Genomic DNA, 21,585 nt, shown 5'->3' with positions numbered 1-21,585 from the left:
ACCGAAACACTATGGACTGGGCTCTCATACTTGCTTGGGGAATTAAGATCCTCTCATTGTTTTTTGTTATTTTGACTGGTGTAGCATATTATACGCTCGCAGAACGTAAGTTTGCTGGTTTTATTCAGGATCGTCCAGGTCCGAACAGAGCCGGTATTTTTGGACTCTTTCAACCTCTTGCCGATGGAATTAAGTTTATCGCCAAAGAAGAAATTTTCCCAAAAAACGTTTCAAAGGGAATGTATCTTCTCGCTCCCAGCATTTCGATGACTTGTGCCATTATGGCTTGGGCTGTGATCCCTTTTGGTGGAAGTTTACCAGCACCAGAGTGGTTAACGGCTCTTACTGGTGTTACCATCATTGATTTACAAATTGCCAATCCCGATTCTGGGGTTTTGTATATGCTCGCCATCTCTTCACTTTCTGTGTATGGGATTATGATTGCTGGTTGGTCAAGTAACAATAAATATTCGTTACTTGGTGGAGTTCGTTCGACGGCGCAGATGATTAGTTACGAACTTCCAATGGGTCTTTCGATCGTTGTGATTGTAATCATGACTGGTTCATTGAAACTAACTGACATTAGTGACTCACAAAAAGATATGTGGAATATCCTTACCCCTCCTGGGTTTGTTGCTTTTTTTATTTATGTGACCGCTATGTTTGCGGAAACCAATCGCCTTCCTTTTGATCTTGCGGAAGCGGAGTCAGAACTTGTAGTTGGTTTTCATACGGAGTATGGTGCTTTTAAGTTCGCCCTTTTCTTTTTGGCAGAGTATATGAATATGATTACGATGTCATGCCTAACCACCTTACTCTTTTTTGGTGGTTATAATGTTCCTTTTCAATTGGGTGCGGGTTCTCCTTATCAGGCCTTCATTGGACTCGGATTTTTTGTTTTAAAAGTTCTCTTTTTTGCCTTTCTCTTTATTTGGGTTCGTTGGACTCTCCCACGTTTTCGTTATGACCAACTGATGAAACTGGGTTGGAAAAAGATGATCCCTTGGGGACTTTTTGCCGTTATGTTTGCCGCAATTTATACGGTATATTGGAAAGAAGGATGGTTGAAATTATTTATATGAACATAGAATCTTCTCCATCTTTTTTATTATTTATTTTTTTTGGAACGGTAACTGTCATTACTGCACTCAGTGTTATCTTCCAAAAAAATCCAGTTGTCTCCGCTGTTTCTCTTGTATTTACTTTTTTTGCTTTGGCTGGGATATACGGGATTATGGGGGCACTTTTTATTGCCACTATGCAGGTGTTAGTCTATGCAGGAGCGATTATGGTTCTTGTGGTTTTTGTTCTGATGTTACTTTCTCAAAGAGCAGAAACCTTGTCTCGTTATAGAAAACATCCAATTCGTTTGGTTTTACTTTCTGTTTTTGTTTTTGGTTTTTTCTTTTTATTGTATTCTGCACTCACTACTGGGGTTCCTCATTCAGACCAAATGGGGAAAGGGTATGAACTTTCCGAATATTCTTTTCCGATTCAAGGAACCGGTACAGTGAATGCAAAAGGAAACGTAGGTGTTGTGGGTGCTTCCACATATTTAGATTATCTTCTTCCTTTCGAAATGATTTCTATCTTACTACTTGTTGCGGTTCTTGGTGCGGTGATCCTCGCTAAAAAGAAAGCTACAGAAGTAGAACAAACAAAGGATAATGTCCTATGAACCCAATCGTTAATGGTATCCCCATATCTTTTATCCTTGGCCTTGCTGGGATTTTATTTTCCATCGGAGTTTTGGGAGTTCTGATTCGAAGGAACATTGTGATTATTTTTATGTCAGTGGAATTGATTTTAAACTCAGTCAATTTAGTTTTTGTTACCTTTTCCAAAGCTCTTTCCCATATATCTGGTGAAACCGTTGTATTTTTTGTAATGGCGATTGCTGCGGCAGAAGCGGCAGTGGGTCTTGCCCTTGTGATTGCCATTTTCCGGCATAAAAAATCCACCAATGTGGATGAACTCCAATCGATGAGATGGTAATCCTATGTTAGAGATATTTCCTTTAGTTGTTTTTCTTCCTCTCGTTGGATTTCTTTTTAATGGTTTTCTAAAAGGAAGAATCCCTCATAGAATGGCTGGCGCCATTGGGACCTTGGCAGTATTCATTCCTTTTCTCATCACCTTAGGTGCGTTTAACGAATTTCGTCCTATGGAAAGAACCGCACCACATCTGGTTCCTGTTTTTGATTGGATTGTTGTAGGAAGTTTTAAATCATCCTTTGGATACCAAATTGATCAACTTTCTCTCTATATGACTCTGATCATTACGGGAATTGGATCACTCATTCATCTGTATTCCATGGGATACATGAAAGGGAATACAAGTTACAATCGGTTTTTTGCGTATTTGAACCTGTTTATCTTTTGTATGTTGAATCTTGTTTTAAGTGACAACTTGGTTCTGACTTTCCTTGGTTGGGAAGGGGTAGGTCTTTCTTCCTATTTACTCATTGGATTCGATTATGACAAAAGTTCGGCTGCGGAAGCCGGGATGAAAGCATTTATCTTAAATAGAATTGGAGACGTTGGTTTTATTTTAGGAACTGGGTTTCTCTTCTGGTTTGGTGGAAGTTTGCAGTATTTGGAACTCCAAACCAACTTAAGCGGGTTAGGTGAGTTTTCCAATTATGCTAATATCGTCGCACTATTTTTCTTTATTGCGGCTATGGGAAAGTCGGCTCAAATCCCACTTTATGTATGGCTTCCTGATGCGATGGCAGGTCCCACTCCGGTTTCCGCTCTCATCCATGCTGCCACGATGGTAACGGCAGGGATCTTTCTCATTGCTAGACTCAACTTTGTATTTTTACTCGCACCAGAAACTTCATTATTTATCGCTTGTATCGGAGCCACGACAGCTCTATTTGCTGCCACCATCGGCACTTTACAAAACGATATTAAAAAAATCTTAGCTTACTCTACAGTGTCCCAACTTGGATTTATGTTTCTTGCAATGGGAAGTATGAGTTATGTGGCAGGTCTTTTCCATTTAATGACTCATGCTTTCTTTAAGGCGTTATTATTTCTTGGTGCAGGTTCAGTGATTCATGCTTTGCATCATGAACAAAATATCAAACATATGGGAGGGCTTTTTGGCAAAATCAAAATCACTTCCTTTACCTTTCTACTGGGAACTCTTGCCATTGCAGGATTTTTTCCTTTCTCTGGATTTTTCTCAAAGGATTTAATTTTAGAAAAAGCATACACTTATGGTGCTTACGGAACCATCCTCTGGACAATGGGGATTGTTGCTGCATTTTTCACTTCGTTTTATATGTTCCGTCTGGTTTTTGTTGTTTTCTTTGGAAAAGACAATACAGACTCACATCACAAAGTCCATGAATCACCTTGGACGATGACCTTTCCACTCGTGATCCTTGCGATCGGTGCTGCCATTGTTGGATTTCTACAAACACCACATTTCTTTTTGCATATTGATACTTTAGAAAGATATTTTGCTCCTGTCCTTAGCAAAGGTTATGAGTTGGCTTCATTAAAGGGGAGTCTTGCGGAACACAAGTCACTTGTTCGAGACGTCGAACTTTCCCTTGCTGCATTTTCGGTAGGAATCGCAACGATCGGACTTATCTTAGCGTATTTTCTTTACCAAAGAAAACAAAACCCTATTGTTGAAGAACATACTGGCTTTCGAAAAATTCTTTTCCATAAGTATTATATCGATGAGATCTATGATTTGGTTTTGGTTCGGCCTTTTCTTTTTGTTTCGAAAGGCATTGCTTTCTTTTTTGATATCAAAATCCTGGATCGTTTTTTCTTAAACATTGGACTTAGTTTTGGTTTCATCGCCAATGGCCTTCGCCGTCTTCAATCGGGATTCATTGGAGATTATGCTTTGTATGTAGTCATTGGAACATTTTGTATCTTAGTGTATTTATTAACGAGGGGGGTGTAAAGTGCCGGAACAAATTCTTTCCTTCATTATCTTTTTACCAATTCTTTCTGCAGCCGTTATCGTTTTTCAAAAACGAATGGGAACCGTTGTTGTTATCTCTGCATTATCATCTGCATTTACAACGATCCTTTCGGTGGGACTTTTCTTTTTATATGATCCGACTAAGTCAGGACTACAGTTCGTTCACTGGATTCCCGATTGGATTCTTTCCGGAAAACTAAGTGTTGATTATCATGTGGGTCTTGATGGAGTTTCGCTCTTACTTTTTGGACTTACTGCTTTTATGTTTTTCCTTTCGAGCCTTGCTTCTTGGTCGAACATTCCCAAAAAAATCAAAGAGTTTCATATTTGTTTACTCGTTTTGGAAACAGCAGTTCTCGGGGTATTTGCGGCCGGGAACTTAGTCCTTTATTATGTGTTTTGGGAACTAATGGTTTTACCGATGGTTCTAATGATCGGAATCTGGGGTGGGGAAGACCGAACAAAGGCTGCCTTAAAATACTTTCTGTTTTCTATGGCTGGCTCCTTGTTTATGTTAGGTGGTATTCTCACTCTTTACTTCAAAACGGGAAAAACCTCCATTGAATCTTTAGCAACTGCTGATCTAGGGATGTATTCTGAACCTCTCCAATGGTTTTTGTTTTTTAGTTTTTTCTTAGCTTTTGCTGTTAAAATTCCACTTTTCCCATTTCATACTTGGATGCCGGATGTTCACACCCAAGCGCCTACGGTTGGTTCGGTGGATTTGGCAGGGGTTTTATTAAAAATTGGAGCTTATGGTTTCATTCGGTTTTGTATTCCTTTTTTTCCAGAACCAAGTCTTTTCTCCCAAGATGGAGTTCAGATTTTGGCTGTGATCGGAATTGTTTACGGTTCTATGGCTGCCCTTGTCCAAACTGATATCAAACGAATCATTGCTTATAGTTCCTTATCGCATTTGGGATTTTGTATTTTAGGACTCTTTTCTTTCACAAATGAAGGTGTGATCGGTGGGATGCTTCAGATGATTTCACATGGTGTATCGACAGGGATGCTCTTTCTTATGATAGGTATGATTTATGAAAGAGCTCATACAAGAAACATTAGTGAGTTTGGTGGTCTTGCCAAACAAATGCCGGTTTTCTCAACCTTCTTTCTCATTGCTGTTTTATCTTCTGTTGGCCTTCCTGGAACCAATGGATTTGTGGGTGAGTTTCTCATTCTTATGGGAGCCATCAAGTCCAATGTTTGGCTGGGCGGAATAGCGGCTACAGGTGTCGTGCTTGGAGCCTTATACCTTTTATGGTTTGTCAAACGATTCCTATTTGGAGTAAGTAAAACCATCCAAGCCAAACCTTATAAAGATTTAACTTTTAGAGAAGTCGGGATCTTATCTCCACTTGTGATCTTTATTTTTTGGATTGGAATCTATCCAAAACCGTTTTTAGAAATTCTCCAATCTTCCTCTAATGTATATTTAAACGCAGCTTCGGTTCAGTCCATCGCGGAAAGAAAAGAAAAAGGGAAAGACTTTCTTGGTGGAAACGTAAGTAGAAAGTTTTCCGACTACACTAGTTTGGGAGCCGAACCACTTTCTTTCGAAGAAAGACTCGGATCTTTTCGGTCAAAGTTTGCTCTTCCGACCCTTGTTTCCTTAAAAGCGGAAACGCCAGACTTACATGAAAATTTAGACAATTTGGAGAAATCAATCGAGTCTGATTTCCCGTTGGAACCAACCCCGAAAGAGACGATAGGAAACTAACCAATGTCATATACTCCTTCTGCCAATGATCTAATCGCAATTTCTCCCATGCTCATTCTTTGCGGAGTGGCATTACTTTCTCTTGTGGTTCAATTTTTGATTCCCAAAGAAGAGGATCCGAAACCAATTTGGATTCTTTCTTTGCTGGGAATTCTGGGAGCCATGTATGCTTTGTATCATACAACTACCTCTCCTGGGTATGGTAAGTTTTTTGGATCGCAAGTTTCTCTTAGTCCTCTTACTGTATGGTTGAGTGCCATTTATTTACTTGCGGGTCTCATCACTCTTCTCATTGCTCCACCTTTCCTTTCTCAACATAAAACCTTATTTCCAGAGTTTTTTCCTCTCCTTCTATTCTGTTTGTCAGGAATGATGTTTCTTACTTCTGGTTATGATTTTATTGTTATCTTTGTGGGACTAGAGATTTTATCCCTCTCTTTATATGTGATGATTGGAATGGCTCGTTCTTCCGTGTCTTCTTTAGAAAGTGCGATGAAATACTTTTTACTCGGATCTTTTAGTTCTGGGTTTATGTTGCTCGGCATCGCATTTTTATATGGTGGGTCAGGTACAACTAATCTGGATGGTGCACTTCGCGGGCTTTTTTTGAAGGGATATGAATCCAATTTTTCTAAACTAGGATTTGGTTTGTTTTTGGTAGGAGTTTCTTTTAAAGCGGCTCTTGTTCCTTTCCATTCTTGGACCCCTGATGTGTATGAAGGTTCTCAAACTCCAATCACAGGTTTTATGGCGAGCGCAGGAAAGGCTTCGGCTCTGGGACTAATCATTGTATTGTTCAATCATGTTCCACTCGGTGCGATCGGTGAGTCTTGGAAAATTCTTATGGGGGTGATTGCCCTAGTTTCTATGACTTGGGGGAATATTGTTGCCCTAAAACAAGAAAACATTAAACGTATGTTAGCTTATTCATCAATTTCCCATGCGGGTTATATTGTGGCAGGGATTGTTGCGGGAGCAGGGCTTGAAGCTCTCTACTATCTATTTTCGTATTCTCTTTTGAATTTGGCAGCTTTTGCCATTATTTCCTATTTAGAGCAAGGCAAACACGAAGTAACGGTAGAAGGAATTTCCCACTTAAGCGGAGAACATCCGTTAACGGCCCTTTCTCTTTCCATTGTCTTTTTATCCTTTGCTGGGTTTCCTCCCCTTATCGGGTTTTGGACCAAACTTTTCCTTTTGCAAAAGATTGCTGAGTCGGACTTACTATTCAACCGCATCTTACTCTTTGGGGCCGTGGCAAACTCTTGTGTGGCATTCTACTACTATATGAAAATAACCATCCAGTCCTATATGAAACAAGAAACAGGGGCGGTTGCAGGCGTTCGTGACCTACCCAGTATGCCTACCCTAGGATTTTTGGTATTTTTACTCAGTGTATTTTTTGCAGCTGGTTGGCTCTTTTTCCAACCTGGTGCTTTGTTGTAGAACCCTGAGTCTGCTATAGCAGAAATAGTTCCAGGATAACGAAAAACGTCTTGCTGGATTCTACAGGGTTTAGAGGCTAGTCGATAAGTAGGTACTTTCATATGGCAACTATTGTAAAAAAATCAGAAACCTTAACCGATGGCGATGTGATCAAAGCTTTCCTCGTTTCCAAGGGACTTGTGTATGAATCTTTTAAAACCCCGGAAGCATTGGATCTGATCCTGGCGCAAAAAGGCCTAAACGACGCAGAAAAGGAAGAAGTTCTTTCTGGATTGGAATATCGTTTTGACCAACTAAAGAAAGAACATGGGTATAAGGCCAATGATCTTGTGGTCCTCCATGATGAGGTTCCTGGAATTCAGGATATGTTAGCTAAATTTGATAAACTTCATATCCATACAGATGAAGAAGTACGTTATATTATAGATGGGAGTGGGGTTTTTGGATTTATCATCGACGGTGAAAAATTTGAAGTCCATGTTGGTAAGGGAGATTTTCTTTCTATCCCGGCCAATACCAACCACTGGTTTACCTTAGACCAAAATTTAAGAATCAAAGCAGTTCGTTACTTTAAAGACAATTCTGGATGGACTCCTGTCTATGTAGATGAATCCAAAGTGCTTGTAAACGTTTGATCTACTAAAAAATTTTTTAGATTAGATTTTTAAAAAATGAAAAACCCCAACCGAAAAATCAATCGGTGGGGTTATCTTTCGAAATTCCAAACCACTCCACAATGAATTGTAAGGTGGTTCTTCCTTGGTAAAAATTTTCTTCTAAACTTCCCACTAAATCAAAACTTCCATGTTCTGACATAAATTTTTGGAATTCTTCTCCCTTATTCCAAATCATATATTTTAAAGATCCACTCCCAATCAAATGGAAACGAACATGTTTTCCTCCACTGAGTGGTGTTAGGTGGATTGCCTTAGCATTTCGAATTCCGAGTTTGATATCTGGATTTCCTTGGCCAAAAGGTTCCAAGTCTTTCCATTCTTTTAGCAGACGCTCTCCCATTTCCTCTGTAAGAACAGTAAAATCGGTTTCAATTGAATGAATGGTTTCTCTTTCTTTATCTTGAGATAACCATTTTTGGGCTGCATCATATAATTCTGATTCAAAGGTCGGAATTGTATCGATTTGGATCGAAAATCCACCTGCTTCTGGATGCCCTCCAAAATGTAAGAAGTGGTGAGATAAAGATTCTAAAAGTTCTAAAACATTTTCTTTTCCATAAGAACGAATACTTCCTCTCGCATCACCATTGTCAGGTGCTAAAAAAATTGCCGGTTTTTTATATGTATCCACCATTCTTGTGGCAACAATCCCACTGACACCTGGTTCCATGTCTGGTTCATAACAAAAAACCAAATCTTTGGTGGTTCGTTCTGGTTTTCTTGCAAAATAACGTTCGACCCGGTCCATATTTCTTTTGGTTCTTTCTTTTCGTTCTTCATTGATGGAAAGAAGTTGTTTTGCCTTCGTTTTTGCCTCTCCTACTGTTTCTGAGAGAAGTAAAGAAACGGCTTCTTCTGTTTTCCCCATTCGCCCTGCAGAATTCAGAACAGGACCGATGGACCAACCAAGGTCTTTTGTGGTAACACCCTGTGGGCTAAGTCTTAATTCTTTTAATAGTTCGGATAAACCTTTTCGTTTTTTATCACCTGCGTAAAGTTTGGTGAGTGATTCTAAAGCCAATTTGACAAAATGCCTATTTTCTCCCGTGAGAGGCATCATATCCGTTATGGTTCCTATCCCTGCGAGATCAGTTTCTTCTTCTAAATTGGAAAAAAAATCAGGGATTTTGGAACATTGGTAATAGAAAATCTTTCGTTCTGCATCTACAGGAATAGAAGTTAAAAAATCTTCCGGATAGGGAAGGAAGTTTTTTTCATCCAAAGATAATGATTTTAGAATTTCTTCACTGATCCTAATTCCATTTTGAAAGTATAATGTTTCTTTTTGGTCACTTCCTTCAATCGTATCCGTTTTTACATAGATTTGATTGAATTCTTGACTTAGGCGAAAGAGAATTGCGGATACTAACTTAAAAGAAAGAACCGCAGTGCAGATTTTTTTTTCTGGATAAACCGAATCGGTTCTTCTTGGATTCACCAAGGCACAGTTAGTTGGAATGCGAACAGGAACTTCATGATGGTCAAGAACTATGACCCGGATTCCCATATTGGTTAGTTCTTCGATTTCATCTGCTTGGCTAGAACCAAAGTCGAGAGTCACAAGAAGGTCAGGTTTTGCTTTTTTGATTTTGAGAACAGCTTCTTTACAAAGACCATAGGGATCACTTTCCGAGGAAACCATCACTTCTAAGTTGATATCAGAAAACTGGGGGTGGGATTTTAAAAAGAAAGCAAGTAAACAAGTGGAACTCACTCCATCTGAATCTCTATCCCCATAAAGTAGGATTTTTTTTCCGGCTTTGGCAAAACTCAGTAAAAGTTCTATAGCATCAGATAAATCAGGTAGAGAGTAGGGAGAATGGAGGCAAGAAAAATCAGAAGTAAGAAGTTCCTTAGGATGGATGTTCCGAAGTCCCTCTCTTCTATCCACTAAGTAACGTAAGAGAGGCCGTTTGGATTCAACTTTGGTTCGTACTTCGGAGAGTAGTGGTCCGAAGTGAACCTTGGTTACATGATGCAATTGCCAATAATTTTGGAACCGAATTCTACTTCGAGTCCTGGTGTTTTGATATCACCTACGACCTTACCATTTTTTTTAAGTTCTACTTTTTCTTTTGCGTCTACATTGCCTTTGAGGTTTCCATGAACCACAAGGCTTCCTACTTCTACATCCGCTTCTACATCACCAGTTTCATCAATGATGAGTTTTCCTTGGGAGGTAATCGTGCCTTTGAACTGACCTTTGATTTTTAGTGTTTGGTTGAAGGAAAGTGTTCCGCGAAATGTAATGTCGTCGCTAATGATCGTGTCTATAGATTCGTCTTTCATTGGTAGGGATAGTCTCGTTTGACATCCGCGTTTTGGCAACTCTATCTATTTGTAACCAAAAGGAAATGGAAAAAAGTTCGTATTTCGGGGGATTTCTCTTGAGTCTCTGGGTCGATTCTTGAACCTGGGTCTCAAGAGTAAGAAAAATCAGTGAAAATTAGGCGCTTCTGGAAGTCAGGATTCATCCTACTTTTGGCGGTTTTCATCAATCTGAATCTGGTCGATGACCGGTTTGTTTCTCCTCTCGAAGATTTGGACTTTCAATACCAATCCTACGAGATAGAAGAAACGACTCGTGTTCTAATTACATCCAGCAAAGTATCCAATAAAGTTTTAAAATTGGTGCCTATGCCTCGAGAACTGTCCCAGCTGAAGGTCTCTGTCCTTCGTTGGTCCACAATCTCTACAGAACCTGTATTTTTTTCTGAAATCCCCATCTTATTTCACTTTCTTTACCTCCCTCCTCCATTTTTGGCTTAATCGTTGCATGTAGATTAGCTTTAGCCTCGATACCTATTTTTTGGTTTCGGGGAGTACCAAATTTGAAATAGGAATTATGTTAGAAAAAATCATTCAGTTTTCCATTCATAAACGAGCGATGGTTCTCGTTTTGACTGTCGCTCTCACAATCGTAGGTTTTTATAATGCTTTGAATCTATCGATTGATGCCATTCCGGATGTAACGAATGTCCAGGTATCTGCTGTGACTTCGGTTCCCGGCCTTTCTCCCTTAGAAGTGGAACAATTTATTACTTATCCCATCGAACTTGAGTTTAACGGGATGCCAAAAGTGACCGAGATCCGGTCGATCTCAAGGACAGGAGTCAGTTCTGTTACCGTGATCTTTGAAGACGGAACGGATATCTATTTTGCAAGGCAACTTGTGAATGAAAGATTAAAACAGGCAGAAAACTTTATTCCAAAGTCTTACGGAAGGCCTGAACTTTCGCCGATTGCCACTGGTCTTGGTGATATTTATGAATTTGCTCTAGTGTCCGAAAGTCACACTCCCGAAGAACTCCGAACCGTTATGGAATGGGAAGTGGCAAGACAACTTCGATCCGTCAAAGGGATCATTGACGTGAATGTTGTGGGAGGAGATGCCAAACAGTTTCAAATCAAAATTGACCCCAAACGGTTGTTATCTCACAATTTAACTCTTTCTCATATCACCGAAGCTCTGGAAGGTGCCAACGTCAACTTAGGTGGTGGATACATTCAAAAAGACGAAGAGCAGTTTGTGATTCGGGGCGAAAGCCAATTCAAATCCATTGATGATATCTCAAGACTTTCTGTGAGAACTTCTCGAGATGGAATTCCACTCATTCTCAGCCAAATTGCAAAAGTGGAAACAGGGCCTGCTCTTCGTTTTGGTCTGAGTACAATGAACGGCAAACGCGAAGTGGTTGGTGGTACCGCCATGATGTTACTCGGCAGTAACTCCCTCCAAGTGGTAAGCCGCGTAAAAGAGAAGATGAAAGAAATTGAATCCCGACTTCCTCCGGGGATGAAAATTAAAGTTTATTACGACCGTTCTGAATTCATTGGCCGAACTCTTTCCACTGTATTTACCAATTTGGTGGAAGCGGCCATCATCGTTCTCGTTTGTTTGATTTTGACTTTGGGAACGGTGAAGGGAGCCTTTGCCGTCGCCCTTGCCATTCCTGTTTCCATGATGATCGCAACCATTTTAATGAATGCTTTTGGAATTGTCGGAAACTTGATGTCGCTCGGTGCTCTCGACTTTGGTCTCCTTGTGGATGGTTCCATTGTGATGCTCGAGTCCACACTCCATGGATTTTTACTCCGTAAAAGTTTTTTATTATCTAAAACTTCTGCCCAAGACATGGAAGATGGGATGGAAGAAGTCATTATGGAGTCTTGTATCAAAGTGGTCAGGGCTTCTGCTTTTAGTGTGGGGATCATTTTACTTGTTTATTTACCCCTAATGACACTAGAAGGTGTGGAAGGTCGGATGTTCCGTCCTATGGCAATTACCGTTGCTTTTGCGTTAGGTGCTGCGTTATTGTATTCGATTACAACTTTTCCAGCCCTCATGTCTTATATTTATAAAAAACCAATCCTTCATGAGTCGGCCTTTTGGGATAAGTTTCAGTTAAAATATGCAGAAGTTTTAACTTACGGGATGAAATTCAAACGCCAATTTACTTATGCAGGGATTGGTGTGGTTTTACTTTCCTTTGTTCTCGCATCCACTCTTGGTTCAGAATTTTTACCAAGGATCGATGAAGGGGAGATTGCAATTGATATCAAACGATTGCCGTCAACGGCGATCAATCACTCTCGGGATTTGAATTTGGAAATGGAGAAGGTAATTTTAAAATTTCCAGAAGCGGTAAGTGTGGTCTCTAGACAAGGTCGTGGTGAGTCGGCTGCTGAACCCATTGGTTCAGAAGAAGGGGAGATGATGGTCAAACTAAAACCCCGCAAAGAATGGACTTCTACACACGACCGCGAAGAACTAATGGAGCTGATGAAAAATTCTGTGAACCAGAATGTTCCTTCTTCTTATATTAGTTTGTCACAACCGATTGAAAACCGCGTCAATGCTTTGTTATCTGGTTCCAAAGCGGATATCGTAATTAAAATTTATGGTGATGATCTTAAAACATTAAAATCCATCGCTGACAATTATGCATCCAAAATCAAAAAGATCCAAGGAGCTGCTGATTTACGAGTTCAGAAATTACTTGGGTTGCCACTCCTAGAGATTAAAATGAATCGTGGGAATATGGCGCGCTATGGAGTTCGGGCAGAAGAGGTTTTGACTACGATTGAAACACTTCGTGTGGGTGCCAATGCCGGAAAGGTTTATGAAGGATACAAACGTTTTGATCTCATCGTAAGACTTGATGCCGATCTTACCGATATTGGAGTCATTGAAAACGTTCCTGTTATGACAGAATTGGGAGGAACGGTTCCTCTTGGCCAAGTCACTGACATCACAATGACAGAAGGTCCTGCCGCTTTATACCACGAAGGGCTCAAACGTAGGATCCTTGTGGAAGTGAACGTACGGGGACGAGATATGATTGGGTTTGTGAATGATGTACAATCTGCCACTGAATCCATTGAATCAGGCCTTCCTCAAGGTTACTATGTAGATTGGGGTGGCCAGTTCGAAAACTTCACTCGTGCGAAAAACCGATTGGCTATCGTGATTCCGATTGCGGGAGCCATTATTTTTGCGATGCTCTTTATTGCCTTTGGAAGTGTCTACTATGCATTAGGAGTATTTATTTTAGTGCCTTTGTCACTTTCTGGAGGAATCCTTTCTCTCGTTTTCCGTGGGCTTCCATTTTCGATTCCCGCCGGGGTTGGATTCATTGCTGCTGCCGGTATATCCGTGTTAAACGGAGTTGTTTATGCCTCGGCATTAAAAGACCAATTGAAGGTCACACGTGATCCATCCAAAGCGGTTGTGGAAGCGGCCGTTTATACACTCCGCGCCGTAGCAACCACAGAACTTGTGGCCATCATTGGATTTTTACCGATGGCGATTGCTTCCAGTGCTGGAGCGGAAGTGCAAAGACCACTAGCCACAGTGGTTATGGGTGGGGTTCTTGTTGCGACCATCCTCTCTCGTTTTTTACTTCCGATTGCTTTTGAGTTTTTAGTCAAACTCGCACAAAGACAAGAAATCCGACAAATGGAAAGAGAACGTAAGATGAACGAATACTTTGTGGAAGAGATGAAAAAATACAAAGCATCAGAAATTCACACAGACCATGGACATTCTCATCATTATGAAGCGGATCCAAATGAATCCATAATGGAAGAAGATTCTAAAACAAATAAACAAAATCAGAAATCTAAAAGAAAGAGGACTTAGATGAAACCGAATTATTACGTAGCACACCCTTGGCATGGATTGGAATTAGGACCAAAGGCTCCTGATGAATTGGATGTATTCATTGAACTCACTCCACAAGACACAGTCAAATATGAAATTGATAAAGCCTCTGGATTCATCCGTGTGGATAGACCACAAAAGTATAGTAACCGTTCCCCAACTCTTTATGGATTCATTCCCAGAACATTTTCGGGGGAAGCTTCTGGAAAACATTGTTCGGAAGTCGTGGGTAGAGCGGATATCATTGGTGATGGAGATCCTATTGACATTTGTGTTCTCAGTGTAAATCCCATCACTCATGGAAATATGATTTTAACCGTGATTCCGATCGGTGGACTGCGGATGATTGATAAGGGTGAAGCGGATGACAAAATCGTCGCTGTTCTCAAAGGAGATGAAGTTTTCGGTCAAATCAAAGATATCTCTGAGGTTCCGAAGGCACTCATCAACAAACTTCACCATTACTTCTTAACATATAAATTAGATCCAAACTCTCCTTCCACAGGAACAGTCGAGATCACTGAAGTATACGACCGGGTAGAAGCAATCAAAGTGATTCAATTTGGGATCGAAGATTATATAAAGAAATTTGTAACTGTATGAAGTTTATTAGTAAGTTTATCGTTCTTATCTTTCTCGGGGTTCATTCCATCTCTGTTTTTTCGAAAGAAAAAGCAGTGTATGAACTCCATTCGAAAGATGAATTATTTTTCCTAGGTGAAGATTCAAGGGCCCAGGATTCCAAAGAAAAGTGGAACTTGGATGAATTGGAAAAATTTGCCGTCACAAGTAATCCTCTTTACCTTCGTGAAAAACAAAATATTGGTATGGCAAGAGGTGATATCATCACCGCAAGTTTGTATTACAATCCAATTATCAATATGCAACAACAGTTTATGGGAGCCTCTGCCAATGCAGCGACGGGAAAACCAGAAACTTCACTTATCTACAACCAACCCTTTGATATGAGTGGGGTCATTCCTCAACGTGAAAAGGTCGCCAAACAAGAGTTCTTGGGGACCATTGCAAGTTTTCGTGATTTTGACCGTTTGTTTCGACTTCGTTTACGCCAAAACTTTTGGACATATCTTTATGTAACAGAGCAGATCAATTATCAAAAAGAGTTTTTGGAAAATTACCAAGACCTTTTGGATTTAACTAAACTTAGGGCCGAAAAGGGAGACATTTCCTTTTTAGAATATGATCGTTTGGCTTTAGAGAGAGTACAAATTGAACGGGAATACCGAAACGCTCGGATCCTTCGCGCCCAGGTGGTGAAAAATTTAAGAGTTTTGATTGGAATCTCTGATGTTAATTCTCCATTGAGTATTAAGGGAAGATTGGAGTTTATCTCAACAAGTGAGTTTGGAATCGATTTAAACGATTTTGATATTGAAGAAAGACCAGACTTAGTTGCTCTCAAGATTCGCCAACAAAGAGAAAGGATGAATATCGAATTAAAAAAACGAGAAATCATTCCTCCTTTAACTTTGGGTGTTGAGTTTTTAAATAAAGGAAATGAAAACGTAACCGGTATCTATGCGGCAACACCACTTCCTTTGTTTGATCGTAAACAAGGGGAAATTTTAAAGTCAGAAGAATCTTATAAAAAATTCGGCTTTGATGTGGATGCCAAACGGAACGAAATCATTTCTGAAATTTCGGCAGCAATCAAAGAATTACAAGCAAGGGAATCTCAATTACTCGATTACCAAAAAATGGGCCTCTTGGAAAAAAACAAAGAGGTACAAGAGAAGTCAAGGCTTGCTTACATTAGAGGTGCATCCAATTTAGTAACATTTTTGGAAGCTGAGAAAAACTATCTCAGTGTTCTTCGTAGTTATTACGAAATCATTTATCTCTATTACAATGCTTTGGAAGGATACAAAGCTTCTATCGGAAAGATGGATAGCTCGGAGTTTTAAGTTTATATGAAAAAAGAATTCAATTTTAAGAACATTAGATCCTTAAGCATTTTGGTGCTTGTGGCAAGTTTAGGTTATTTTGGGTATTCCAAGTTTTTTGGATCTGGTAAAAAAACAGAAGCTCTGACGGATGATAAATCTAAGTTTATTATCTCTGCTGAAATCCAAAAGAACCACCCATTTTCGGTTGTTTATCTGGAAGAAAAGGCTCTGGAGGAAGAACTCCAACTTCCGGGAACTGTTTCCTATGACATGAATAGTGTAGCAAAAGTAGGATCTCGTGTGAGCGGACGAATTGTACAGGTTTATGTGAAAGAAGGGGAACATGTTAAAAAAAGTACTGCCCTTGCTTCCATCCAATCGGTTGAACTTGGAACTACAGAAGCCAATTATTTAAAAGCAAGAGCAAGGCTGGAAGCTTTGAAAGTACAGGCAGACAGAGCCAAAGATTTATATGAAAGAAAGGTAACTTCTGCTAAAGAATATGAAATGTCTCTTATGGATTATAAATCTGTAAAAGCAGAAATGGAAACTTCAAGAAATGCTTTGGAAAACTTAGGGTTAAACGAATCTGAAATCGCAAATCTAGAAGCTGGTAAATATAATTCCAAAAACTTATACATCAGAACTCCTATTTCAGGAACCGTAACCGAAAGGGAAGCTATCATTGGACAAGCTGTGAATGCCCGCGATAATCTTTTTACTGTTGCTGACCTATCTGTACTTTGGATCAATTTGGAAGTATATGAGAAAGACTTAGCTTCCATTCGAATGGGAAATGAAGCAAAAGTGATCCCCATCGGGTCTAAAGATGATTCCTTAAAAGCAGTGGTTTCTCATGTGGGTGATGTGATTGATCCCATCAAAAAAACTGCTGAGATTCGTTTGGAAGTTAGAAACTCTCGGGGAAGACTTCGTCCTGGGCAAAGTGTAACGGCAACTGTTGTGGGTGCAATGGTGGAATCTTCGGTAAACAAAGCTAAGGTGATCCCTGCTGATTGTATCCACAAAATTGAAGGAGAAAATTTCATCTTTGTTCGTAACGGTGATGGATCTTTTTCTGCCAAAAAAGTGGGTGTGGGAAAAACTTATGACCACTGGGTGGAAATTACAAATGGAGTGGAGCCGGGTGAAGCCATTGTGGAAGAAGGAAGTTTTGTTCTTAAAAGTGAGTATTTAAAATTATAACTCCTAGTTTTTTGTTGACATAACACCTATTTCCTAGTTATCTGTTTAGTATGAAAGATCTCACGGAAAAACAAGAATCTGTCCTTCAATTCATAACGGACACAGTGCGCGAGAAGGGGTTTCCACCCACCATCCGTGAAATTGGAGACCAGTTTGGAATCACTGCCAAAGGTGCTTACGATCACCTAAAGGCGATTGAGAAGAAAGGTTACATTCGGACTTCGAAAAACCAAAGTCGCGCCATTGAACTTCTAAAAGGGAATGCAGAAGAAGCGCTCCTCGTACGAGCCTCGGGTATTCCTTTACTTGGCCAAGTGGCTGCCGGTTCTCCCATTCTGGCAGAAGAAAATATAGAAGAATACATCGCCGTTCCGGACGGAATGGCAGCCAAACCGGGAACCTTTGCCCTTCGGGTGAAGGGGGACTCTATGGTAGAGGCGGGGATTAGTGATGGGGACATTGCCATCATTCAAAAAAAAGATACGGCTAGGAACGGAGAAATCGTTGTGGCAATGATTGAAAACGAAGCCACTCTCAAAGTTTTTTATAAAGAAACTGATATGATTCGTTTGGAGCCAAGAAACGCAAAATTAAAACCCATTCGCACCAAAAAGGCGACGATAATTGGGAAACTAATCGGTCTCTATCGCATTTACTGATTGACCAAAGCCTGGTTTGGAGTGAGTTTAGAGGGGATGCTGAAACATCTCCTCTTTGTACCAACATTCTTAATCCTTTTTATTTTCCTCTCTTGCGCACCCAAAAAACAAGAAATCGATGCCTATGATCTCAAACGGGTTCTGGAGAGATTTGCTCAAAACCGAATCCAGACGGGACTGATGGCAGATACCAAACGACCCACGCCTACGGACAGTGCCCTTTTTGAAGAGGCTTGCGAAGTCTATCGTTTGTCCATCCCTGAGGCCAAAGAAATGTTAAAAAAAGAAAACAAAGCTCTCTACGAGTCAATTTATGGAAATGAATAAAATTAAAATATCGGAACGTTTGGTTTGGATTGGTATTACGCTTTCTTTGGTGGTAGTTGTCTTTTTTGCGACCACAGAAAAAGTAAAAGCGATCTCCACTGATGGAGAAAAATACTTACAGATTCTTCATGAAGTGGTCTCTTATATTGAAAACGATTATGTAGATCCACAAGAAGAAAAAAAAATCTACACTGGTGCTATTCTCGGAGCCTTACAAAGTTTAGGTGACCCGCATACTCGGTTTTTGGATACGGATGAGTTTGGTGAACTACAAAATGAAACCAAAGGAAGTTTTGGTGGGATTGGTGTAGAAATCAGTTTTCAAGAAAATGCATTTATTATCGTAGCTCCGATTGAAGGAACTCCCGCATGGAAAGCAGGCCTCCAACCTCAAGATAAAATTATAGAAATCAACGGTAAAAGTACAAAGTCTGTTTCTCTTTCTGAATCGATTGGGATGATGAGGGGAGAAGTAGGTTCTTCTATTTCTATGAAAATTGAAAGAAAGGGAATCAAAGAACCCTTCGTTGTGAATCTCGTTCGAGAACTCATTCAAATTCGTTATGTAAGATCACATTACCTTCCCGAAACGGAAACGGGTTATATCAAACTTGTTCAGTTTATGGGGAAAGAAACCACCGCGAAAGAATTTGCCTCTGCTGTCTCTGCAATGAAAGAGGCTGGCGCAAAAAAATTGGTGATCGATCTAAGGATGAATCCAGGTGGACTTTTGGATTTAGCCATTGATTTGGCAGATTTATTTCTACCTCCTGAGGCGGACATTGTGTCCGTAAAAGGTCGAGGTGGAGTTCTTGTTAAAAGTTATAAAGCGGATAAAAAAGATAAAAAGTTCTTAGACATTCCAATTGCGATTCTTGTGAACGGTGGCTCTGCGAGTGCCTCCGAAATTCTAGCAGGGGCTCTAAAAGACAACAAACGTGCTGTAGTGGTTGGCACTCAAAGTTTTGGGAAAGGAAGTGTTCAATCGATTTTTCCTTTGTCGGGAGGAACAGGTGTTGCTATCACCATTCAAAAATACTATACCCCTTCTGGAGTATCGATTCACGGTAAAGGCATCACTCCTGATTTTGTCGTAAATCCAACGGCAGCGAGTGAAGATGAAAAATATGCTTTGGAAAAACTTTTTAAAAAGAATTTGATCCGACCTTTTTTAGAAACACACCCAGATTACAACGAAGCTGCCTTAAGTGATTTTGCAAGTCTGCTTAAAAAAGAAAATATTGTGATCTCCGATTCAGTAACGCGTATATTTTTATTCAATGAAATGAGAGCGGGTTCTTCTAATTCCAAACCTAGATTGGATTTAGATACCCAACTTGCTGAAGCCATTCGCGTTTTAAAATAATGACCTACGGGCTCGGGATCGAATCCAGTTGTGATGAAACTTCCATTGCAGTCGTTCGCGATGGAAAAGAATTACTTTCCCTCAAAGTTTACAGTCAAATCGATTCACATTCCCCATATCGGGGAGTGGTTCCCGAAATTGCATCCAGAGCCCACCTAGAAAAAATCAATTCTCTCCTTGCTGTTGCTATGGAAGAATCGGGAATCCAGTATTCTGATTTAGAATATGTGGCTGTCACCAGTTATCCTGGGTTAGTTGGCTCTCTGATGATTGGCGCACAGCTTGCTCGTTGTATTTCGCTTGTGTATAAAATTCCGATTGTCGCAGTCAATCATCTGGAAGCGCATCTTGCTGTGATTGGGCTCGAGAGAGACCTTCCTCCTTTTCCTTGGCTCGGGGTCCTATTGTCTGGGGGAAATTCTTCGATTTATCTTTATCGGGGATTTGGTGATTTGCAGATCCTCGCTGATACAAGAGATGATTCGCTTGGTGAGGCCTTTGATAAGGTCAGTGCTGTGTTAAACCTTCCGTATCCCGGTGGCCCATATATAGAAACAAAGGCAAATGCTTACATCCAAACCAAGGGGGAGGGAAATCCCTTTCCAAAACTTTTAAAAGAGGATGGAGAGGATCTCCTTCGCTTCTCTTATAGTGGTTTAAAAACAGCAGTCCTTTATTACCTAAAGGCCCATCCTGAAAATCCCCCTTTGGAAAAAATCTCCTATTTTTTCCAAAGAACTGCTTTTGAGCTCGTCACTCGCAACATTCGGAAAGCCATAAATAAAACCGGAATTCGGACTGTGGTTGCGGCCGGGGGAGTTCTTGCGAACCAGACACTTAGGGATGAACTGGAAAAAGAAAAGGAAAGGTCAGGTTTTGATCTATTTTATCCTGGCAAAAAAATTTACTGCACAGATAACGGAGCGATGGTGGCATGTCTTGGATACCATCTTTGGAAAAAAAAATCTTTTGTGGGGCTCGACTTCAAAGTCAGTCCCAAACGAAACTTTGAACAAATAATATGAAACTAAAATTGACCTGGATTCCTAATACTCTCACTCTCGGAAACTTAACCTTAGGATTTGTTTCGATGCTACTTGTGGCAGAAACTAATCCAACACAGACCAATTCACATGAACTTTTTACGCTGGCTGGGGTGTTTATCATCTTGGCTGCGTTATTCGATGGTTTTGATGGAATGGCGGCACGTGCGCTCAACTGTACGAGTGAACTTGGAGCTGACTTAGATAGTCTTGCTGATCTCACAACCTTTGGAATTGCTCCTGGTTTTTTATCGTACAAAATGTTCTTTTACGATATTAAGTTGGATATCTTCGACAAACCAGATTATTTTCCTTTGGGTATGTTCATCGCTGCTTTGTATCCGATTTGTGCTGCGTATCGTTTGGCTCGTTTCAATGTAGCTCATGATCCTAAATCTTTTAACGGTTTACCTTCTCCAGTCGCTGGGGTGGTAATCGGAATTTTCCCATTAGTGTTTTCTGTTTCTCAAGTTCCTGTTTGGACGGCCGTTCTCTTTTTTGTGATCACTGCCTTACTCATGGTTTCTACTTTAAGATATAGCAAACCACAAGTTGCCATCAGGGGGCTTTTCTCTTGGAAAAAGTTAGGAGTTAGTGTTCTAGGTCTTGGACTTTTGTTACTTGCGATCGGATTTTACAGATGGCCTTATGTGATGTATGGAGCGGTGGGTTTTTATGTATTTTCTGGGATTGTTTCCTTTCTCATCCAAACCATCCAGGATTACCGAGTTTAGGTTTCCTCTTTTAATTGGAAAATATCTAAAAGGTTGGCAATTGTAAAAATGGTGCGAACTTCATCAGAAAGATTGATGATTCGCACTTGTTTGTCTTTTTCCTTTGTCCAGCTGTAGGTACGAAGTAGGATTCCGACTCCAGAAGAATCCAGGTAACTCAAATTTTTAAAATCGAAAACAAGTTCTCTAATCTTCTCTGATTCTATTAGGGATTTGATATCCGTACTTAGTTTTGGACTATCTTTTAAGGATAGGGAACCTTCAAAAAGGATAAAGGCCTTTTCGCTGTCTTGTTTGATTTCATACTGAAACATAACTTCAGTTAAGACAACATCTGAAAGAGCCAAATACAATCAAAAAACGTTTGATTTTTCAAAAAAGGCCTCTA

General features: G+C 40.1%; 20 protein-coding genes. 17 read left to right on the top strand and 3 right to left on the bottom strand.

The window, feature by feature from the left end:
- Positions 1-11 precede the first annotated feature (11 nt).
- From nuoH to CH361_RS08640, 7 genes are all read left to right on the top strand, one after another.
- The gene (nuoH, locus tag CH361_RS08670; RefSeq protein ID WP_100790409.1) at positions 12-1,082 is read left to right on the top strand and encodes an NADH-quinone oxidoreductase subunit NuoH; all 1,071 of its coding nucleotides are present in this window, start codon (positions 12-14) and stop codon (positions 1,080-1,082) included.
- Entirely contained in the window at positions 1,061-1,678 is a 618-nt protein-coding gene (locus tag CH361_RS08665) for an NADH-quinone oxidoreductase subunit J family protein (protein WP_100790408.1), read from the top strand. Before nuoH ends, CH361_RS08665 begins: the two co-directional genes overlap by 22 nt.
- Positions 1,675-1,995 carry an NADH-quinone oxidoreductase subunit NuoK gene (nuoK, locus tag CH361_RS08660; RefSeq protein ID WP_100790407.1) on the top strand — a complete coding sequence of 107 codons (321 nt, stop codon included), beginning with the start codon at positions 1,675-1,677 and terminating at the stop codon, positions 1,993-1,995. The genes CH361_RS08665 and nuoK overlap by 4 nt, the downstream gene beginning before the upstream one ends.
- A 4-nt stretch (positions 1,996-1,999) precedes the next feature.
- Entirely contained in the window at positions 2,000-3,928 is a 1,929-nt protein-coding gene (gene nuoL, locus CH361_RS08655; RefSeq protein ID WP_100790406.1) for an NADH-quinone oxidoreductase subunit L, read from the top strand.
- Position 3,929: 1 nt separating this feature from the next.
- Positions 3,930-5,669 (top strand): complex I subunit 4 family protein, encoded by a 1,740-nt coding sequence (locus tag CH361_RS08650; protein ID WP_100790405.1) that lies wholly within the window; start codon positions 3,930-3,932, stop codon positions 5,667-5,669.
- 3 nt (positions 5,670-5,672) lie between these two features.
- Positions 5,673-7,115: an NADH-quinone oxidoreductase subunit N gene (locus CH361_RS08645; RefSeq protein ID WP_100790404.1), complete on the top strand. Its 1,443-nt coding sequence runs from the start codon at positions 5,673-5,675 to the stop codon at positions 7,113-7,115.
- Between the two features lie 101 nt (positions 7,116-7,216).
- Positions 7,217-7,750, top strand: coding sequence for a cupin domain-containing protein (locus tag CH361_RS08640; RefSeq protein ID WP_100790403.1), 534 nt, complete (start codon positions 7,217-7,219; stop codon positions 7,748-7,750).
- 58 nt (positions 7,751-7,808) lie between these two features.
- Here the strand turns inward: CH361_RS08640 and recJ are convergent, their stop codons facing one another.
- Both recJ and CH361_RS08630 read right to left on the bottom strand, forming a co-directional pair.
- The gene (gene recJ / locus CH361_RS08635; protein ID WP_100790402.1) at positions 7,809-9,773 is read right to left on the bottom strand and encodes a single-stranded-DNA-specific exonuclease RecJ; all 1,965 of its coding nucleotides are present in this window, start codon (positions 9,771-9,773) and stop codon (positions 7,809-7,811) included.
- Complete coding sequence (locus tag CH361_RS08630) at positions 9,761-10,081, bottom strand: bactofilin family protein (RefSeq protein WP_002973855.1); 321 nt, start codon at positions 10,079-10,081, stop codon at positions 9,761-9,763. Before CH361_RS08630 ends, recJ begins: the two co-directional genes overlap by 13 nt.
- Before the next feature lie 150 nt (positions 10,082-10,231).
- On the opposite strand from CH361_RS08630, the gene CH361_RS08625 reads away from it, so the two are divergent.
- The 10 genes from CH361_RS08625 (at position 10,232) to CH361_RS08580 (ending at position 21,197) form a co-directional block, all read left to right on the top strand.
- Complete coding sequence (locus CH361_RS08625; RefSeq protein ID WP_100790401.1) at positions 10,232-10,561, top strand: hypothetical protein; 330 nt, start codon at positions 10,232-10,234, stop codon at positions 10,559-10,561.
- A 76-nt stretch (positions 10,562-10,637) separates the two neighbouring features.
- Positions 10,638-13,934 (top strand): efflux RND transporter permease subunit, encoded by a 3,297-nt coding sequence (locus CH361_RS08620; protein ID WP_100790400.1) that lies wholly within the window; start codon positions 10,638-10,640, stop codon positions 13,932-13,934.
- Positions 13,935-14,558 carry an inorganic pyrophosphatase gene (locus CH361_RS08615; protein ID WP_100790399.1) on the top strand — a complete coding sequence of 208 codons (624 nt, stop codon included), beginning with the start codon at positions 13,935-13,937 and terminating at the stop codon, positions 14,556-14,558.
- Entirely contained in the window at positions 14,555-15,880 is a 1,326-nt protein-coding gene (locus tag CH361_RS08610; RefSeq protein WP_100790398.1) for a TolC family protein, read from the top strand. The genes CH361_RS08615 and CH361_RS08610 overlap by 4 nt, the downstream gene beginning before the upstream one ends.
- A 6-nt stretch (positions 15,881-15,886) precedes the next feature.
- Positions 15,887-17,068 carry an efflux RND transporter periplasmic adaptor subunit gene (locus CH361_RS08605; protein ID WP_100790397.1) on the top strand — a complete coding sequence of 394 codons (1,182 nt, stop codon included), beginning with the start codon at positions 15,887-15,889 and terminating at the stop codon, positions 17,066-17,068.
- Positions 17,069-17,118: 50 nt separating this feature from the next.
- Positions 17,119-17,727 carry a transcriptional repressor LexA gene (gene lexA / locus CH361_RS08600; RefSeq protein WP_100790396.1) on the top strand — a complete coding sequence of 203 codons (609 nt, stop codon included), beginning with the start codon at positions 17,119-17,121 and terminating at the stop codon, positions 17,725-17,727.
- Positions 17,728-18,054 (top strand): LA_1448 family UV-C exposure upregulated protein, encoded by a 327-nt coding sequence (locus CH361_RS08595; RefSeq protein ID WP_244279720.1) that lies wholly within the window; start codon positions 17,728-17,730, stop codon positions 18,052-18,054.
- A gap of 1 nt (position 18,055) precedes the next feature.
- Positions 18,056-19,420, top strand: a complete 1,365-nt coding sequence (locus CH361_RS08590; RefSeq protein WP_208861418.1) for a S41 family peptidase — start codon at positions 18,056-18,058, stop codon at positions 19,418-19,420.
- Complete coding sequence (gene tsaD, locus CH361_RS08585) at positions 19,420-20,445, top strand: tRNA (adenosine(37)-N6)-threonylcarbamoyltransferase complex transferase subunit TsaD (protein ID WP_100790395.1); 1,026 nt, start codon at positions 19,420-19,422, stop codon at positions 20,443-20,445. The genes CH361_RS08590 and tsaD overlap by 1 nt, the downstream gene beginning before the upstream one ends.
- A complete protein-coding gene (locus tag CH361_RS08580; protein ID WP_100790394.1) occupies positions 20,442-21,197 on the top strand; it encodes a CDP-alcohol phosphatidyltransferase family protein in 756 nt (251 codons plus the stop codon). Before tsaD ends, CH361_RS08580 begins: the two co-directional genes overlap by 4 nt.
- Here the strand turns inward: CH361_RS08580 and CH361_RS08575 are convergent.
- Positions 21,194-21,544 carry an STAS domain-containing protein gene (locus CH361_RS08575; RefSeq protein WP_244279718.1) on the bottom strand — a complete coding sequence of 117 codons (351 nt, stop codon included), beginning with the start codon at positions 21,542-21,544 and terminating at the stop codon, positions 21,194-21,196. The genes CH361_RS08580 and CH361_RS08575 overlap by 4 nt on opposite strands.
- Positions 21,545-21,585 lie beyond the last annotated feature (41 nt).

Source organism: Leptospira brenneri (assembly GCF_002812125.1).
Classification (GTDB): Bacteria; Spirochaetota; Leptospiria; order Leptospirales; family Leptospiraceae; genus Leptospira_A; species Leptospira_A brenneri.
The sequence above is the reverse complement of the archived record's forward strand: the minus strand, read 5'-3'. Positions and strand labels throughout refer to the sequence as shown.

Excerpts from the sequence above, each read along its gene's own strand:
- CH361_RS08645 (WP_100790404.1), top strand. The coding sequence starts at position 5,673 with ATGTCATATACTCCTTCTGCCAATGATCTAATCGCAATTTCTCCCATG.
- CH361_RS08630 (WP_002973855.1), bottom strand. The coding sequence starts at position 10,081 with ATGAAAGACGAATCTATAGACACGATCATTAGCGACGACATTACATTT.
- tsaD (WP_100790395.1), top strand. The coding sequence starts at position 19,420 with ATGACCTACGGGCTCGGGATCGAATCCAGTTGTGATGAAACTTCCATT.
- nuoK (WP_100790407.1), top strand. The coding sequence starts at position 1,675 with ATGAACCCAATCGTTAATGGTATCCCCATATCTTTTATCCTTGGCCTT.
- lexA (WP_100790396.1), top strand. The coding sequence starts at position 17,119 with ATGAAAGATCTCACGGAAAAACAAGAATCTGTCCTTCAATTCATAACG.
- CH361_RS08610 (WP_100790398.1), top strand. The coding sequence starts at position 14,555 with ATGAAGTTTATTAGTAAGTTTATCGTTCTTATCTTTCTCGGGGTTCAT.
- nuoL (WP_100790406.1), top strand. The coding sequence starts at position 2,000 with ATGTTAGAGATATTTCCTTTAGTTGTTTTTCTTCCTCTCGTTGGATTT.
- nuoH (WP_100790409.1), top strand. The coding sequence starts at position 12 with ATGGACTGGGCTCTCATACTTGCTTGGGGAATTAAGATCCTCTCATTG.
- CH361_RS08580 (WP_100790394.1), top strand. The coding sequence starts at position 20,442 with ATGAAACTAAAATTGACCTGGATTCCTAATACTCTCACTCTCGGAAAC.
- CH361_RS08605 (WP_100790397.1), top strand. The coding sequence starts at position 15,887 with ATGAAAAAAGAATTCAATTTTAAGAACATTAGATCCTTAAGCATTTTG.
- CH361_RS08640 (WP_100790403.1), top strand. The coding sequence starts at position 7,217 with ATGGCAACTATTGTAAAAAAATCAGAAACCTTAACCGATGGCGATGTG.
- CH361_RS08615 (WP_100790399.1), top strand. The coding sequence starts at position 13,935 with ATGAAACCGAATTATTACGTAGCACACCCTTGGCATGGATTGGAATTA.
- CH361_RS08620 (WP_100790400.1), top strand. The coding sequence starts at position 10,638 with ATGTTAGAAAAAATCATTCAGTTTTCCATTCATAAACGAGCGATGGTT.
- CH361_RS08665 (WP_100790408.1), top strand. The coding sequence starts at position 1,061 with ATGGTTGAAATTATTTATATGAACATAGAATCTTCTCCATCTTTTTTA.